At 40.2% G+C, this 14,730-nt stretch carries 18 protein-coding genes and 1 riboswitch; of the genes, 13 read left to right on the top strand and 5 right to left on the bottom strand.

Going from position 1 to position 14,730, the window contains the following annotated elements; all coding sequences use genetic code 11:
- Positions 1-158: 158 nt before the first annotated feature.
- Positions 159-293, top strand: a riboswitch (guanidine-I (ykkC/yxkD leader).
- A 68-nt stretch (positions 294-361) separates the two neighbouring features.
- The 10 genes from IM475_RS00935 (at position 362) to IM475_RS00890 (ending at position 9,006) form a co-directional block, all read left to right on the top strand.
- Positions 362-1,540, top strand: a complete 1,179-nt coding sequence (locus IM475_RS00935) for an agmatinase family protein (protein ID WP_043995923.1) — start codon at positions 362-364, stop codon at positions 1,538-1,540.
- 6 nt (positions 1,541-1,546) lie between these two features.
- On the top strand, positions 1,547-1,903 hold the full coding sequence (hypA, locus tag IM475_RS00930) for a hydrogenase maturation nickel metallochaperone HypA (RefSeq protein WP_287726364.1): 357 nt from the start codon (positions 1,547-1,549) through the stop codon (positions 1,901-1,903).
- Between the two features lie 58 nt (positions 1,904-1,961).
- The gene (gene hypB, locus IM475_RS00925; RefSeq protein ID WP_287726363.1) at positions 1,962-2,651 is read left to right on the top strand and encodes a hydrogenase nickel incorporation protein HypB; all 690 of its coding nucleotides are present in this window, start codon (positions 1,962-1,964) and stop codon (positions 2,649-2,651) included.
- 63 nt (positions 2,652-2,714) lie between these two features.
- Positions 2,715-3,755, top strand: coding sequence for an ABC transporter substrate-binding protein (locus tag IM475_RS00920; protein ID WP_287726361.1), 1,041 nt, complete (start codon positions 2,715-2,717; stop codon positions 3,753-3,755).
- Positions 3,756-3,870: 115 nt separating this feature from the next.
- The gene (locus IM475_RS00915; protein ID WP_287726360.1) at positions 3,871-4,686 is read left to right on the top strand and encodes an ABC transporter permease; all 816 of its coding nucleotides are present in this window, start codon (positions 3,871-3,873) and stop codon (positions 4,684-4,686) included.
- A 70-nt stretch (positions 4,687-4,756) separates the two neighbouring features.
- On the top strand, positions 4,757-5,515 hold the full coding sequence (locus IM475_RS00910) for an ABC transporter ATP-binding protein (RefSeq protein ID WP_024969092.1): 759 nt from the start codon (positions 4,757-4,759) through the stop codon (positions 5,513-5,515).
- A gap of 301 nt (positions 5,516-5,816) precedes the next feature.
- Positions 5,817-6,779 carry an orange carotenoid-binding protein gene (locus IM475_RS00905; RefSeq protein ID WP_002777584.1) on the top strand — a complete coding sequence of 321 codons (963 nt, stop codon included), beginning with the start codon at positions 5,817-5,819 and terminating at the stop codon, positions 6,777-6,779.
- 229 nt (positions 6,780-7,008) lie between these two features.
- Positions 7,009-7,335 carry a fluorescence recovery protein gene (gene frp / locus IM475_RS00900; protein ID WP_002746320.1) on the top strand — a complete coding sequence of 109 codons (327 nt, stop codon included), beginning with the start codon at positions 7,009-7,011 and terminating at the stop codon, positions 7,333-7,335.
- Between the two features lie 167 nt (positions 7,336-7,502).
- Positions 7,503-8,018 carry an alpha/beta hydrolase gene (locus IM475_RS00895; RefSeq protein WP_287726359.1) on the top strand — a complete coding sequence of 172 codons (516 nt, stop codon included), beginning with the start codon at positions 7,503-7,505 and terminating at the stop codon, positions 8,016-8,018.
- Between the two features lie 73 nt (positions 8,019-8,091).
- Positions 8,092-9,006, top strand: coding sequence for a DNA adenine methylase (locus IM475_RS00890; protein WP_287659265.1), 915 nt, complete (start codon positions 8,092-8,094; stop codon positions 9,004-9,006).
- A gap of 73 nt (positions 9,007-9,079) precedes the next feature.
- Here the strand turns inward: IM475_RS00890 and IM475_RS00885 are convergent, their stop codons facing one another.
- The 3 genes from IM475_RS00885 to IM475_RS00875 all read right to left on the bottom strand — a co-directional run bounded on the left by IM475_RS00885 (position 9,080) and on the right by IM475_RS00875 (position 9,800).
- The gene (locus IM475_RS00885; protein WP_046662515.1) at positions 9,080-9,364 is read right to left on the bottom strand and encodes a type II toxin-antitoxin system RelE/ParE family toxin; all 285 of its coding nucleotides are present in this window, start codon (positions 9,362-9,364) and stop codon (positions 9,080-9,082) included.
- A complete protein-coding gene (locus IM475_RS00880) occupies positions 9,357-9,575 on the bottom strand; it encodes a hypothetical protein (RefSeq protein WP_002798317.1) in 219 nt (72 codons plus the stop codon). Before IM475_RS00880 ends, IM475_RS00885 begins: the two co-directional genes overlap by 8 nt.
- A 75-nt stretch (positions 9,576-9,650) precedes the next feature.
- Entirely contained in the window at positions 9,651-9,800 is a 150-nt protein-coding gene (locus tag IM475_RS00875; RefSeq protein ID WP_080949758.1) for a type II toxin-antitoxin system HicB family antitoxin, read from the bottom strand.
- 223 nt (positions 9,801-10,023) lie between these two features.
- Here IM475_RS00875 and IM475_RS00870 point away from each other — a divergent pair, with 223 nt between their 5' ends.
- Positions 10,024-10,707: a DALR anticodon-binding domain-containing protein gene (locus IM475_RS00870; protein WP_287726357.1), complete on the top strand. Its 684-nt coding sequence runs from the start codon at positions 10,024-10,026 to the stop codon at positions 10,705-10,707.
- Between the two features lie 129 nt (positions 10,708-10,836).
- Here the strand turns inward: IM475_RS00870 and IM475_RS00865 are convergent, their stop codons facing one another.
- Positions 10,837-11,667, bottom strand: a complete 831-nt coding sequence (locus IM475_RS00865) for a hypothetical protein (RefSeq protein ID WP_002801391.1) — start codon at positions 11,665-11,667, stop codon at positions 10,837-10,839.
- 372 nt (positions 11,668-12,039) lie between these two features.
- Between IM475_RS00865 and IM475_RS00860 the strand changes: the two genes are divergently transcribed.
- Both IM475_RS00860 and IM475_RS00855 read left to right on the top strand, forming a co-directional pair.
- Positions 12,040-12,534: a hypothetical protein gene (locus tag IM475_RS00860; RefSeq protein WP_079210144.1), complete on the top strand. Its 495-nt coding sequence runs from the start codon at positions 12,040-12,042 to the stop codon at positions 12,532-12,534.
- Positions 12,535-12,958: 424 nt separating this feature from the next.
- The gene (locus IM475_RS00855; RefSeq protein ID WP_106908775.1) at positions 12,959-13,549 is read left to right on the top strand and encodes a Uma2 family endonuclease; all 591 of its coding nucleotides are present in this window, start codon (positions 12,959-12,961) and stop codon (positions 13,547-13,549) included.
- 471 nt (positions 13,550-14,020) lie between these two features.
- Here IM475_RS00855 and IM475_RS00850 read toward each other — a convergent pair whose 3' ends face one another.
- Complete coding sequence (locus IM475_RS00850; protein WP_287726354.1) at positions 14,021-14,446, bottom strand: hypothetical protein; 426 nt, start codon at positions 14,444-14,446, stop codon at positions 14,021-14,023.
- Positions 14,447-14,730: the final 284 nt, after the last annotated feature.

Genomic DNA, 14,730 nt, shown 5'->3' with positions numbered 1-14,730 from the left:
CGATCCCCCCTTAGTCCCCCCTTTAATCCCCCCTTAATAAGGGGGGCATCTGAAAGTTTTTAATACCCACCTAATTATTCAGCAAACCATATTTAAGCGAAAATCCCTTTTATGTAGTCTATGATACTGTTTTTGGGATTGAGATCGTCTAAGGTCAAGGAGATTGCTTCTAGGGTTCCGATTTAAACTTCTTTAAATGTCAGGTCCGAGAGGAGCAAGCTAGTCTTAAATGAGCGGATCAAACATTTTTTCCGTCTAAGCTGGCTACACGGCGGGATAAAAGCCCGGGAGACTTTAAGGATAACTGTTTTGAGGCAGTGTCTTTGAAGACTCCCGGGTTATTGTATTTTGAGGTAAAATGATGTCCGAGGAATCTACTTTTCAACCCCCGCATTTAACCGAAGCTGAACAGGCCCTAGAAAAAGAACGCCATTTGCCCCTAACCGGTTGGCAACAGGAAGTTTCTCAGGGGTTAACCTACGGTTTAGAGGCGGCCGATAGTATTCGCGATCGCAGTATTCCCACCTTTTCCAGGGGTGAGTTACCCCACTATGCGGGAATTAACACCTTTATGAAGGCCCCCTATTTGGAAGATGTGCGGAATGTGGGCAATTATGACGTGGCAATCGTCGGTGTTCCCCATGATTCGGGGACAACTTACCGACCAGGAACTCGTTTTGGTCCCCAGGGAATTCGGCGGATTTCGGCCCTTTATACGCCCTACAATTTTGAATTAGGGGTAGATCTGCGCGAACAAATTACTCTCTGTGATCTGGGGGATATTTTCACCATTCCTGCTAATAATGAAAAGTCCTTCGATCAAATCTCGAAGGGGGTTGCCCATGTCTTTAGTTCCGGCGCCTTGCCGATTATTTTAGGGGGTGATCATTCCATTGGTTTTCCGACGGTTCGCGGTATTTGTCGGCATTTAGGGGATAAAAAAGTCGGTATTATTCACTTTGATCGCCATGTGGATACCCAGGAAACGGATTTAGATGAACGGATGCACACTTGCCCCTGGTTTCATGCCACCAATATGAAAAATGCTCCCGCTAAAAATCTCGTCCAATTAGGGATTGGTGGTTGGCAAGTTCCCCGTCAAGGTGTTAAAGTTTGCCGCGAGCGGGCCACTAATATTTTGACCGTCACCGACATTGTAGAACGAGGCATTGATGCTGCCGCCGAATTTGCCTTAGAACGAGCTTTAGATGGCACGGATTGCGTTTGGATTAGTTTTGATATTGATTGCATTGATGCCGGTTTTGTCCCCGGTACGGGTTGGCCAGAACCTGGCGGTTTATTACCCCGTGAAGCCTTAGCTTTATTAGGTAAAATTATTCAAAAAGCTCCCATTTGTGGTATGGAAGTGGTGGAAGTTTCCCCTCCCTACGATATTAGTGATATGACCTCTTTGATGGCTACCCGTGTTATTTGTGATGCGATGGCCCATCTGGTTATTTCAGGTCAATTACCGCGTAAAGAAAAGCCCTATTATATTCATCCTGAGGCTAATCTGGCCGTTGACGAACCCTGGCAGTAATTTCCTATGCACGAAACTGATATGACCAAGGCGTTAATTATGACAGTTCGAGATTGGTATGATAGCCAACCTGAAAAGCTCAAAATTGAAAAAATTCATCTCATGGTTGGTGAATTTACCTGTGTTGAACCGGTCAGTTTACAATTTGCCTTTGAAGTTCAAACTGCTAATACTTTTCTGGCTGGCGTGGAATTAGCGATTAAAAATATTCCCCTAATTGCTTATTGTCATTGCTGTCAAAAGGATTATCACCCCCAAATTGGCCAGCAATATTCCTGCCCAACTTGTCGATCACCGATGGAGGATATTCGTTCAGGTCGAGAGTTAAAAATTGACCACATTGAATATTCTTTAGATTCTTAAACAAAGTTGGGCGATCGCTTCTACAAGTTCGATGATCAATTATTCATTCTCAACTAAAATGCACCAAACTTTTGACGCGGCCCTAGAAATTAATCTACTTCATGCCAATCAAGCAGGAGCCGATCACAACCGGGAACATTTTGACGAGTGGGGCATTACCTGTTTAAACCTGATGAGTAGTCCTGGTGCGGGTAAAACTGTATTATTGGAAAAAACCCTCGCAGCCTTAAAAGATCAATTAAAAATGGCTGTTATTGAAGGCGATATGACTACAGAACTAGATGCAGAGCGCCTGAGACAATATGGAGTTCCGGTAATTGCCATTAATACAGGTCGCTCCTGTCACTTAGATTCCAAAATGGTAGCTGGGGGAATTCATCGTTTCAAAGAAGATTATAACCCCAAAGAGTTTGATTTATTGTTGGTGGAAAATGTGGGAAATTTAGTTTGTCCCGCCGAATTTGAGGTAGGGGAACACGCCAAAGTTGCTCTATTAAGTATTACTGAAGGAGAAGATAAACCCCTCAAATATCCAATTATGTTTCAAGAAGCGGATTGTCTGATTATTACCAAATTAGATCTGGCTCCTTATTTAGAGATTGATTTAAAGCGTTTAGAAGAAAATGTTCGCTCCATGAATCCCGATGTAACCATTATCGCTCTTTCTGCTCAAACAGGAGAAGGTTTAGAAGAGTGGTTAAATTGGCTAAAAAGCCAAGTCAATAGGCCGAGGTTTTTGAATTGTTAATCAGTAACAGTTTTTGAGATTTATTTCTGTTTTACTAGCTGTCATCTCTAAAGGCTATTACCTATGAAACGGCGCCATTTTTTCTCCTTACTTCTCGTTTTTTTTAGTAGCTTACTCCTGACCGTTAGTTGTAATCAAGCTCCTCAGCAAACCCCCAATGCAAGTAGTTCTCTAAGTAATACTGCCCCCATTGTCATTGGTTATAGTAATTGGGCCGGTTGGTGGCCCTGGGCGATCGCTGAAGAAGAGGGATTATTTGCTAAAAATGGGGCTAATGTTCAAATGAAATGGTTTGATGGTTATCTTGAATCCTTACAAGCTTTGGCCGCCGGACAATTAGATGGAAATAGTCAAACTCTCAACGATACCATCGCTTTTGCGGGAGATGCAGTGAATGGTCAAGTTGCTGTTTTAGTTAATGATAACTCGTCAGGAAATGATAAAATTATTGTCACAGAGGAGATTAAAACGATTCAAGATTTAAAAGGCAAAAAAGTTGCTGTTGAAGAAGGCGTTGTTGGTGACTTTCTCCTCAGTTTAGCCCTAGAAAAAGAGGGAATGAGCCGTAAAGATGTGCAAATTGTCCCCATGGAAACAGGGGCTGCTGCTGCCGCTTTTGCATCGGGAAAAGTCGATGCAGTGGCTGCTTTTCCACCTTTTTGGTCAACAGCCCTTAAACGAAAAGGTTCTAAAGAATTAATTAGTTCTAAAGCTTTTCCAGGTGCTATTCCTGATTTATTAGTTGTCAGTGCCAAATTAATCAAAGAAAAACCAGAACAGGTTCAGGCTCTTGTCAAAACCTGGTTTGATGTTCGAGAGTTTATGGCTAAAAATCCCCAAAAAGCCGATGAGATTATGGCCAAGCGTGCGGGCATTAGCCCAGAAGAATTGGCCCTATATAAAGAGGGAACGAAGTTTTTCAACTTAGAAGAAAACTTAGAAGCCTTTAGTCCAGGGAAAACCATGAAAAATATGCCCTTTGCCGCTCAAAAAATGGCTGATTTTATGATGGAAGTTGGCTTTATTAAAAAAGTCCCCGATCTAACAACCATTTTAGAGCCCAAATTTGTCAAGTCGTTGGCAAATCAAGACAAAAAAGCCTAATTAGTCCCTCGATCATTATCTACAAGATTGATTAGGGAGATAAGTTGACTTCAAGAAGTTTTTGATAACTGGGTGATATTGGCTATCAAAATTATTCTTTTCTTTGGCAAATCCCATGACCACAACACCTAAAACGCTTCCTCAAAGCACTTTTTGGCGGATTACCGAGGACATTCCCGAATCCCTAAAATGGACTTTAATGGTTTCCTCTATTATTGTCCCGCTTATTTTCTGGTTACTAATCTCTAGTTTTGCGGGCATTGAATCCGTATTTTTGCCCTCTCCTTTAGCCGTTATTCAGGCCTTAGGAAAATTAGCAGAACAGGGCTTTTTAATTCAAGATACTATTACCAGTTTTTTACGAGTAGTTGGAGGCTTTTTTTTAGGAGGATTGTTTGCTATTCCCATCGGCATTTTAATGGGAACTTTTCCGAGTATTCGCAGTTTAATGGAACCGATCATTGGCGTTGTACGTTATATGCCCGCTCCTGCTTTTATTCCCCTATTGGTTATTTATTTGGGTATTGGAGAAACATCAAAGATTATGCTCATTTTTATCGGGACAATTTTCTTTAATACTCTGATGATTATGGATGCAGTTAAGTTCATTCCCCGTGAATTAATCGAAGTAACTTATACCCTTGGAGGAACGCGAAAACAGGTTTTATTTAAAGTGATTACTCCCTATATTATTCCTAATATTATTGATACTTTTCGTGTTAATATGGCGGCCGCCTGGAATTTGGTAGTGGTGGCGGAATTGGTGGCGGCCGATAATGGCTTAGGCAAACGCATTTTATTGGCTCAAAAATTTTTGAGAACCGATGAAATTTTTGCCTGTTTAATTGTCCTGGGAATTATTGGCTTTGCCCTAGATTTAAGTTTTCGTTTGTTTTTGCAGTGGACTTGTAAATGGTCAATTACTCGTTAACTTAAAAACTCAAGAACAGAGTTTATTCTGTCACCAGTAAAGTTATTTTAATGATAAGAGAAGAACCTTAATGCACTTAGAAATTACTCAACTCAATAAAATTTTCACCACTAAACGAGGTGCTGTGGTCGCTCTGAAAGATATTAATTTACACGTTGAAAGTGCTGAATTTGTCTGTGCGGTCGGGGCCTCTGGTTCGGGAAAATCAACTTTGTTGCGAATGATTGCGGGTTTAGAGCTGCCCACTTCCGGCAAAATTACCGTTGATGGTGTTGAAGTGACAGGGCCAGGAGCCGATCGCGGCATGGTTTTTCAAAATTATACACTCTATCCCTGGATGACGATCCAAAAAAATGTTGAATTTGGCTTAAAACTACAGGGATTATCGACAAAAGAATGCTGGGAAGTAGCCTGTTATTATCTGGATATTGTCGGTTTAACTCAATTCGCTAATGCTTATCCTAGAGAACTATCGGGTGGGATGAAACAACGGGTTGCGATCGCCCGCTCTCTTGCCTGTCATCCCAAAGTCTTATTAATGGACGAACCCTTTGCCGCTTTAGATGTACAAACCAAAGAAAGAATGCACGAATATTTAATTGAAATTTGGCAAAAAATTAGGTGTAGTATTTTAATGATTACCCATGATGTGGATGAAGCGGTTTTTTTGGCTCAACGTATTTATGTTTTGAGTGCTAGGCCGGGGACTATACAACGGGAATTAACAATTAATTTACCCGTAGATCGTAATTATAAAATTAAACGACAAGCTCAGTTTTATGACTATACGGATGAAATTTACGGCCTGCTACGGGGTGAGAAATCCTAGAAAAAACTAGGGATCATCAAGAGTAGTCCCTGGTTGAAAACGAGTTAGAGCAGCAAAAATCATCCTTTAGAGATACTTTCCGTTATCTAGCATCGCCAAACAGCGATCGCTCGCTGCTGCCGCCAACCCTAAATAAGTGATGGAACAGTTGTTCAACCATTAAGATTTAGTGATAATCCCGGGCAAGTGTGATCTAAAGTACAGCTTTTTTTGGGAAAGTTTCTCCATCGGTGCTGCCTTGGGGCGCAAATATGATAGAATGGGGGTAAATTGATACAAAACTTTACTTCAAGGTGAATCTATGCCGTTTACGATCGAATCAGCGCGGAGCATTTTCCCCAACACGCTATCAGCGGATGTGGTTCCTGCCACGATTGCGCGTTTCAATCAGCTGAATACCGAAGATCAACTAGCCTTGATTTGGTTTGCCTATCTAGAAATGGGCAAAACCATCACCGTTGCCGCCCCCGGCGCTGCTAGTATGGTCTTTGCCGAAAAAACCATGAATGAAATTCGGCAGATGTCACCCCTGCAACAGTCGCAGGTGATGTGCGACTTAGCCAACCATGCTGACACCCCGATTTGTCGTACCTACGGCACTTGGTCTGCTAATATCAAACTGGGATTCTGGTATCAATTAGGACAATGGATGGAAGATGGCAGTGTTGCCCCAATTCCCAAGGGTTATGAACTATCTGCTAATGCTAGTGCCGTTTTAGACGGGATTAAAAAATTAGAGTCGGGACAACAAATCACGGTTCTGCGGAATTGCGTGGTCGATATGGGCTACGATCCCAAGAAACTGGGCGATTATAACCGTATTTCCGAACCCGTGGTTCCTCCCCAAAATATTGCCGAACGGACCAAAGTTAGCATTGAAGGCGTTACCAATGCCACCGTCCTCAACTATATGGACAACCTCAACGCCAATGACTTTGATGTATTAATTGAATTATTCACCCCTGACGGCGCTCTGCAACCACCTTTCCAACGTCCCGTCGTCGGTAAAGAGGCAGTATATCGCTTTTTCCGGGAAGAATGCCAAAATTTGAAATTAATCCCCGAACGCGGTGTAGTAGAACCCGCCGATGACGGTTTTACTCAGATTAAAGTGACGGGAAAAGTACAAACTCCTTGGTTTGGTGCAGGTGTGGGTATGAATATGGCATGGCGCTTCCTCCTAACTCCTGATAATAAAATTTTCTTCGTAGCGATCGATTTATTAGCTTCTCCGAAAGAATTATTAAACTTTGCCCGTGGCTAAATAGCTACTGAGAGAAATCATTAAAAATTCTGATGAAACTTATTAGAGTTCCTTGTCAAGTGAACTCTTTTTTTTATACAATTAAAAGGCTGACTTAAAAAATTGGGAAATACACCGGTTTCTTCTCTGATCTAGGTAAGAATAACTAAACAATCATTCTTAACAGATGTCGGCGAAAAGAGTCATGGTAGTTCAAAAACCCAAAATTATCATCCCTAAAACTAAAATCATGCCTATGAGTGAAATAATTTGGTCAGATACCGAACAAGAAATTGCTCAAACTGCTTTCCAAAAAGCCTATCAGCGAGAAACTAGCACTTTAATAGAACATATTAAAGAACAGTCTGGTCAGATCACGGTTTTAGATGATATCTGGCAAATGCACGATTATCTAAGCGCCCGACGACATCAGATTGATGGTAAATATGACTATCGCTATACTTCCCTAATTTTTGTCTTTGCTCAACTGTTAAAGGAAGGATGGTTAAAGCTAGAGGATCTCAACGGTTTGGAAAAAGATAAACTAGCGAAAATCGCCGCCCTGTCGCGAATGTAAATTAATGATTAGCATTAAGCCATCAGCTTTTTGCTTCTAGTTGGGTGACTAGAAAATTCATCTCTAGATAATCCACACCGTCTTAAGTTTTTCCTAAGCGGCAACCAATTCCGCTAGAATGAGTCAATCATCCCGATCGCTTTTCGCTTGTTTTGCACCTTTGGTTTATGTTCAAAAATCTTTTACTTCCCCTAGGAATATCTATCTTTCTCGGTGTTTGTCAATCTTTGTCAGCCGCCGAATCAGCTATCATCAAATACTACATCTTCCAAGGGTCCGTATCGGTATCAGAATTAAAACAATTGAGCGAAACAGGCGAATTAGCTCCCGCTTTAGCGGCACAATTAAAGATGGCTAACCAAAAACCCGAAGAATTCCGTAAAATCCTTAATCGTCGGGTAGCGGTGGATGCCGTCTTTCTTTCCAAATTTCTTAATAGTTTTTTTGGCGAAAGTTTGCTAGATTATGCCGCCGAAATTGTCCACACCCCCAATCGAGCCGCTAGTCGGCAAGCTTTACGCGGTGCTTTAGTCACTTCTGCCCTCAACGACAATGAGATTCAAATCATCGAAGTCCTTGCCAATTATCCCACCAGCGAGGTTCATGTGGAGGGCAATCGTCTGCTGGATTTAATCAACCAAATTGAATCAGTATTGAAAAAAATGCCCCGTTTACCTTTCTGATACCAAATCCGCCTTTCAGGTTTTCATGAATTGCGCTGTAAATTGAATAAATTAGGATAATCTGGTAGGAATAATGACCACTTCTTTGTCTCAAAGGAAAACAGTTAGCGGCAAACCTTTTTTAAAGTGGGCGGGAGGCAAAACTCAACTGGTTCCCAATATTCTATCTTCGATTAATTCCCAGATTTCTCAAGATTGTCAGTTTAACTACATTGAACCTTTTGTCGGAGGTGGGGCAGTTTTATTCTCAGTCTTAAATAATTTTTCTTCTGTCCAAAAAGTCATTATTAATGACATCAATCCTGATTTAATCAGGGCTTATAATGTTATTAAAAATAATGTCAAAGAATTAATAGTCAAGCTTAAAAAAATTCAGCAGGATTTTTATGAACTTAAAAATCTAGAGGAACAACAAAAGTTTTTTGGGGATAAAAGAATAGAATTTAATTCTCGCAGCTGCGATGACGATCTAGAAAAAACAGTTTTGTTATTATTTCTCAATAAAACTTGTTTTAATGGACTTTATAGAGTCAATAGCAAAGGAATCTTTAATGTCCCTTTTGGAAAATATGTCAAACCATTGATCTGCAATGAAGAAAACTTATTAGCTGTCAACCATCATTTACAAAAAGTAACGATCCTACAAGGAGATTTTGTCCAAACCCTAAATTATGCCAATAACAAGACTTTATTTTATTTTGATCCTCCCTATAAACCGATTAAAAAAACATCAGCTTTTACCTCTTATACTAAAGAAGATTTTAACGATGAGGAGCAAATAAGATTAAAACAATTTATCGATCGAGTCGATCGGGCAGGTTATAAATTTATTTTAAGTAATTCCGACCTTAAAAACTTTGACTCTGACAATCATTTTTTTGATGATTTATATAAAGATTATAATATTCAAAGGGTAAAAGCCAGACGAAATATTAATTCCCAGGGCAATAATAGGGGAGAAATCTGGGAATTACTGATCAATAATTAACAAAAATCAAGTCTAACAGAAAAGACGAAATGAATAAAAATATTTCTTCAAGAGATCGAGGGTGGCAAGACTATTAATATACTTGATCATGAGTTCCAATATCGATTAAATTGATTTCTTCTTGCAAGGTTTCTTGATTTTGCTCAAAGCAAAAGACAATACGACAATCATATTCAACCGAACAAGCCCAAGCTCCTGATAATTTTCCTTTAAGTTTATGAGTGCGTAATATAGGATTATAGGGATCCTCAGCAAGTAATCTTAATTTAGCCTCAATTTTGCTTTTTAAATCGGGTCGGCTTTTAATGATTACCTTAAAAGCTCGTTTAAAGGATGAGCTTAGAATTAATTTAGTCATTGTTTAATTCTGCGATAATATCATCAATGTTTCCGCGAAAGACTTTCCCTTGTTGGTAGTCTTGACGCGCTTGATGGATATTCTTGGCGATTTCTTCTCGTCTTTTTTCAATTTGTCTATGTCGAATAATACTGATTAAATCATCTTGTTCATCACAGGAAAGATTGTCAATCATTTCTAAAATTTGATGAAATTGAATAGTTTGTGACATTGTGGCTTTTCCTTTTTCAAATTAAAGAATAAATTTATTATCAGTACCTAAGCAAAATTAATTACACAGAGCTAACTACCTCTTGCATGAGTGCCTATTTTTTAAGCTTTCCTTGGCTTCTTCAATGGTTTCTCCTTGACCATTTGCACCTGGGATTTCAGGACAAATCGCCCAGTATCCCCCTTCTGTTGCCGCTTCAATGATAGCAGTAAACTCCCCTTTCATGATAGTCTCCTTCGATAATATATTAGATATAGCACCCATGCAAAAGTGAAGTGCAACCCCCTGGATTGACAGAGGTAAGCCCCTAGAGATAGTCTGAAGTTTCTGACAAGAGAAAGACTATCCGAGCGCCTATATCCATCTTAAGCCAAAAATTTGCTTTGACCACAGTGCCTATCTCACCAATGGCAATTAATTTGGCACGACTACGTTTACCCTTCTGAGTATGAATTTTATCTGCAATCATCCCTCGCTCGAGCATTGCTTAAAACAACAATTAATTAATATTTTTCCAGAAAACAACCATAAATTAACTTTCTATCGTTGCTCAAAAACTGATATTATCCTCTATCGTTCACCTCTGTTTTATTATTTTACGTCCGCTCAATTTCAAACCATATTTAACCATTTAATCGTCCTTTTTCCGCAAATTCAGCTTAAAGAAGGATGGCTAGAATTATTATTAGATCAGCAATTTTTGTCCTTTTGGTTACTAAAACTAAACGATTTAATCGATAAGTTTTTCTGGGATCAGCTTCCTCTCCATCCCAGAGGAGAATTTTTCTTTTTATTTCAATACACTCACGCTCGCTATTCTAGTTTGTTACAACTGCTCAATCGGGAAAAAATTAGATTAATCGAGTCTGAACTATTATCCTGGCATCATCCCGCCGAAATAGCCTTAATCCTGCAAATTTTAACCGTTTGTGATTGTTGGGAAGGCCAGAAACTCTATCCCCTAACCGCGAATTTTTGCGAAGCGATGCTCAATTTTGATCGTAACTGTCGCATTATCGGAGAATCCGCCCCAATTCAGCGATCGAGATTAATCCTGATTAGCGTCAGTCAAAAACTACTTAACCGTCTTCTCCGTCAAAAATGGCAACTGCTGCCAATGACGGAACTATAAAAATATCAACTTTTATGAATTTAGTGGACAAAACCATCAGCTTATGATAGATTTTAATTAGTGTGAGGAGCGAACCAGAATAGAGAGCCGAGACGAAACATGGACAGTCGCCGGCTCTCTTTCTGTTGTTTAGGAATTATTTTCTTCTTGGCGATATTTAATAAAAGTGGGCAAATCAACCCGAAAAGAGGAATATTTCGGGGAAGGGGAGATGATAGGTGCCGGCCAATCCCTGTCTTTCTTATTTAAGGATTCTACTGGCTCAATTGTCTCTAATTCCGCTAAAAACTCATCGATGGGAGCCACTTCATCGCTTTCTTGGTTTTCTGTCTGAGACCAAGGCTCGATCGCGGCTGCCTTGGCGACAATGGCTAAATCCGGGGGAGAATTGCGATCGCTACCGCGCTGGAAATACTGGGCCAAGGCCGCTTTATACTGGAGGGTGTAGCGTTGCTGACGTTGGAGACGGGTGCGTAATTCCTGCAATTGCTGGTCATAGTTGCAGAGTTTTTGGCTTTTTTCCTGATAACTTTCCTGAATTAAGGCACATTCTCGCTCTAAACGGGCTAATTGTTGGCGTGTGCGGGTCAATTCTGCGGTCAAATTGGCAATAATCATCGGTTGCCGTTGTTCTGCTTGACGATACTGTTCGATTTCTCCTAAAGCTCGCTGTAATTGTTGCTTTTCGTATTGCAGTTCCTCGTTTTGCTGCTGGATTAGGGTATCGCAACTTTGCCAGCGACGATGTTGCTCGGCTAACTGCGATCGCAGTTCTCCGAGAGCTTGCTCCCGTCGCCAGATCTCCGCTTGTAATTCTTGATTTTGTTGACGTAAATGAGAGGATAGAGCTGCCCAATCTGTCTCATCTGTTGATTGACTCTCATGCTCGACAATTTCAGCAGTAATGACAGTATCCGCATGGGTGAGATGATCGAGGTACAGGTCGGAATTATCGTTCATAAAAGCCAAAGGATGAGGAAACCTAGAAGTTTAGAGACGTTAAAAGCCTTCTATCGTTCCCCAAAAAAAATGGGAACCGCATTGTTAGAGACTGCCGCGCGGTTCCACTGCCGATCCTTAAGAGGAGAACACTATAAATAACCATAAGCTTATTAGGAATTTTTGTCAATACTTAATGATAACTTTTTTCAATAAGTTGGGAGGGGAGGGGAGAGGGGAATCGACTAATTCGTAGATAGCTGTAGTGCGGGTGTCTGGCCCTGGGGCCAAGGAAGAATTAGCCACAGCAAAATTGATACAAGCATCGGTCGAGCGGGTTAGCGGCTCGATGTGCTTCAATAATTCTATAGTTTTTATTTTCCTTGTCGTATCATGCCACGTCCCCCGAAGAAAACCCCTAGCACCCCTGAACCCCCCGAAGAGCCAATTAAAGCCACTCCTCCCCTACAACCTCTACAAATTATTAAAAAGGGTTCTAGAGCCGCAGTACCCCCCAAACCCCCGGAAACCCCTTCAGAAATCATCGAGGAAAAACCAGCCGCAGAAACGGTAAAATCAGTCAGTAGCGAGATAAAATCTCCTTTCCGTCCCCGTTCCGATTCGGCTCCTCTATTCCGAAAACCAATTCCCAAAGCAGAAATTCCCGTCATCGAAAAAGCGACGGGAGCCAATGGCGAAGTATTTAATCTGACCGATTCTGTCCTGATTACCGAACCTTTCGGTACTCGTATTGCCGCTATTATCGATAGTTTTTATGCCGATGCTCAAGGCGAAATCTGGGCCCGACTCAAACCGGTGGAAGTTAATCCCGATTGTCGCTGGGAACTGGCCTGTATTCGCTCTCAGGGTTTGGTAAAGGCCGAGTAAGACAGTTATCAGTTATCAGTTATCAGTTATCAGTTATCAGTTATCAGTTATCAGTTATCAGATTTGAGTTTTAAGTGTGCAGTATTAACAAGTAATTTACATAATATCTCTTGCATAGTTGATTTTTGAGGGTTCAAAAACGTCAAAAATAAGGATTAAATTGCATAAAATATGTAAATAGACCACTTAATTGATTTTTATTCATTCTTAATTCTCCTGACGACCGACTACTGGCTACTGACTTCTAACCCTAACAACAATTTTTGATTTTTACAAGAAGTCTGATGATTTGGTATTCTCAAAAGGTTTACTGGCTATGGTATGATTAAGGGGGGTTTGTTAAACTATGATATTTTTCATGATCATCTGTTTTTATATGATATCATGTTGAGCAAAATTAACTCTCTAGATTTGGGTTTAAATTATGATAACTACACTTATCGAACGAGAAGCAGAACCAATTTTAATTAGTGACTTAACCTGGAGAGAATTTAAAGCTGTTGAACAGCTAATCGATCGCCCAGGGTTAAGGTTATCTTTTTTAGATGGAGTTTTGGAGATTAGAAAAATGCCAGGGAAAAAACACGAAACTATCAAAAAACGTATTGCTTCCTTAGTAGAAATTTATTTAGAATTTTTGGGATTAGATTTTACTCCTACTGGTTCTGTCACCCTAGAAAATGAATTTGAAAAGGTTAAAAGAGAAGGTGATGAATCTTATGAATTGGGAGCAAATAGAAAACATCCTGATTTAGTGATTGAGGTGGTTGTTAGTAGTGGAGGAATTAATAAACTAGAAGCATACAAACGGTTACAAATTCCTGAAGTTTGGTTTTGGATGAATGATGAGTTATTGTTTTATAGTTTAGGAAATGAGGGATATGAGGCTGTTAGTAAATCGCAACTTTTACCGAGTTTAGATGTAGGTTTATTGATGCGTTGTATTGGTATAGAAAATCATGCTCAAGCACTGCGAGAATTTAGAGCAGGGATAAAAATTATTGAATCAACATAACAATAGAAAATGGTGATTTTTTAAGATTTTTTTATCACCATAACTCCAATTTACGAAAGCGATCGCCTATTGGTAGTAAGCGATCGCTGTCTCCTTCCGTATCTGGGGGAAGGACAATTACTTAACTTCTCTTCTCCATTTCACGTTTTGTTAAACCAGCGTCTACCTCCCTTTTTTTAATGATATAGTCATTTCAGATAAGTCTGATACACTCTAGACCGACAAAACCCTTATGAACTCTGGGATTGATATTCTCAATCTTAATTGAAATGACTATAGGTTTGGTCAGGGGTATGGTATCGGTGACACTTGGACGTTTTGGAAAACCGTAAAATTCTTCAATAAATTTTTGAGATGATGATGATTGAGTAGTCATTGTTCCTCCTTGATTGAATAATTAAGAATGCCGTTTGGACGCTTGTGAAGTCGAGAGAGTGGTACTATCCACTCTCTCTTTAAGTTTCAAATTGGTTAGTCTTTCTTTTTATTATCTTTTGCACTGTTGACCGCTTTAGAGACAGCAGCAACACCAGAACTTGCTGTCACAGCAGTTTCAAGCACTTTAGCTTCTGTCTTATAACCATTAGCGGATAGATTGCCTGTTGCTCCAGTAGTTGCGCCAGCAGCAGCACCAAATTTAGCAGCAGCAATAGCACCAGCCATTGCTGCACCTGCTTTCGCACCCATGAGTCCTCCAATAGGACCAGCAATTGCTGTACCAACAACAGCACCTTTTATTGCGCCAGTAACAGCAGCTTCGACAGCAGAGGGTTTTTGACCACCGTTAGAGCTTGTTGAAGTATTACCACCGTTAGAGCTTGTTGAAGTATTTGAGCTGCTGTTGTTCGAGGGATTCTGAGAGCGTTCAAACGCATCAATCATTCCAGTACCAGGCATAATTACTTTCCTCTTAGTAGTTAGTAGGAATTGTTTCTTTTCCTGTAATTACGGTAGCTGTCTTTAATCCTGTATGTCTAGGGAAAAAATGGACACAAATCAAATCTTGTCCTGTCCTGTCCTTCCACCCAGATGATAGAGAATAGACCTCTTGCAAAAGTCTTTCGTGATACAATAAAGGGTTATTTATTTTTGCCAATACTCTCACGAGACAGCGATCGCCACAATGAGATAGTGTTGCCAGCGTAATAAAAGAGTTTTTTTGTGATACTGTTTAAAATCTG

Origin of the sequence: Microcystis sp. M061S2 (assembly GCF_020245605.1) — a bacterium.
Lineage (GTDB): Bacteria > Cyanobacteriota > Cyanobacteriia > Cyanobacteriales > Microcystaceae > Microcystis.
Note: the sequence above shows the minus strand (reverse complement) of the source record. Positions and strands in the feature narration are given on the sequence as shown.

Coding starts and splice junctions, on each gene's coding strand:
- IM475_RS00935 (WP_043995923.1), top strand. CDS start 362: ATGTCCGAGGAATCTACTTTTCAACCCCCGCATTTAACCGAAGCTGAA.
- hypA (WP_287726364.1), top strand. CDS start 1,547: ATGCACGAAACTGATATGACCAAGGCGTTAATTATGACAGTTCGAGAT.
- hypB (WP_287726363.1), top strand. CDS start 1,962: ATGCACCAAACTTTTGACGCGGCCCTAGAAATTAATCTACTTCATGCC.
- IM475_RS00920 (WP_287726361.1), top strand. CDS start 2,715: ATGAAACGGCGCCATTTTTTCTCCTTACTTCTCGTTTTTTTTAGTAGC.
- IM475_RS00915 (WP_287726360.1), top strand. CDS start 3,871: ATGACCACAACACCTAAAACGCTTCCTCAAAGCACTTTTTGGCGGATT.
- IM475_RS00910 (WP_024969092.1), top strand. CDS start 4,757: ATGCACTTAGAAATTACTCAACTCAATAAAATTTTCACCACTAAACGA.
- IM475_RS00905 (WP_002777584.1), top strand. CDS start 5,817: ATGCCGTTTACGATCGAATCAGCGCGGAGCATTTTCCCCAACACGCTA.
- frp (WP_002746320.1), top strand. CDS start 7,009: ATGCCTATGAGTGAAATAATTTGGTCAGATACCGAACAAGAAATTGCT.
- IM475_RS00895 (WP_287726359.1), top strand. CDS start 7,503: ATGTTCAAAAATCTTTTACTTCCCCTAGGAATATCTATCTTTCTCGGT.
- IM475_RS00890 (WP_287659265.1), top strand. CDS start 8,092: ATGACCACTTCTTTGTCTCAAAGGAAAACAGTTAGCGGCAAACCTTTT.
- IM475_RS00885 (WP_046662515.1), bottom strand. CDS start 9,364: ATGACTAAATTAATTCTAAGCTCATCCTTTAAACGAGCTTTTAAGGTA.
- IM475_RS00880 (WP_002798317.1), bottom strand. CDS start 9,575: ATGTCACAAACTATTCAATTTCATCAAATTTTAGAAATGATTGACAAT.
- IM475_RS00875 (WP_080949758.1), bottom strand. CDS start 9,800: ATGAAAGGGGAGTTTACTGCTATCATTGAAGCGGCAACAGAAGGGGGA.
- IM475_RS00870 (WP_287726357.1), top strand. CDS start 10,024: ATGAATTTTATCTGCAATCATCCCTCGCTCGAGCATTGCTTAAAACAA.
- IM475_RS00865 (WP_002801391.1), bottom strand. CDS start 11,667: ATGAACGATAATTCCGACCTGTACCTCGATCATCTCACCCATGCGGAT.
- IM475_RS00860 (WP_079210144.1), top strand. CDS start 12,040: ATGCCACGTCCCCCGAAGAAAACCCCTAGCACCCCTGAACCCCCCGAA.
- IM475_RS00855 (WP_106908775.1), top strand. CDS start 12,959: ATGATAACTACACTTATCGAACGAGAAGCAGAACCAATTTTAATTAGT.
- IM475_RS00850 (WP_287726354.1), bottom strand. CDS start 14,446: ATGCCTGGTACTGGAATGATTGATGCGTTTGAACGCTCTCAGAATCCC.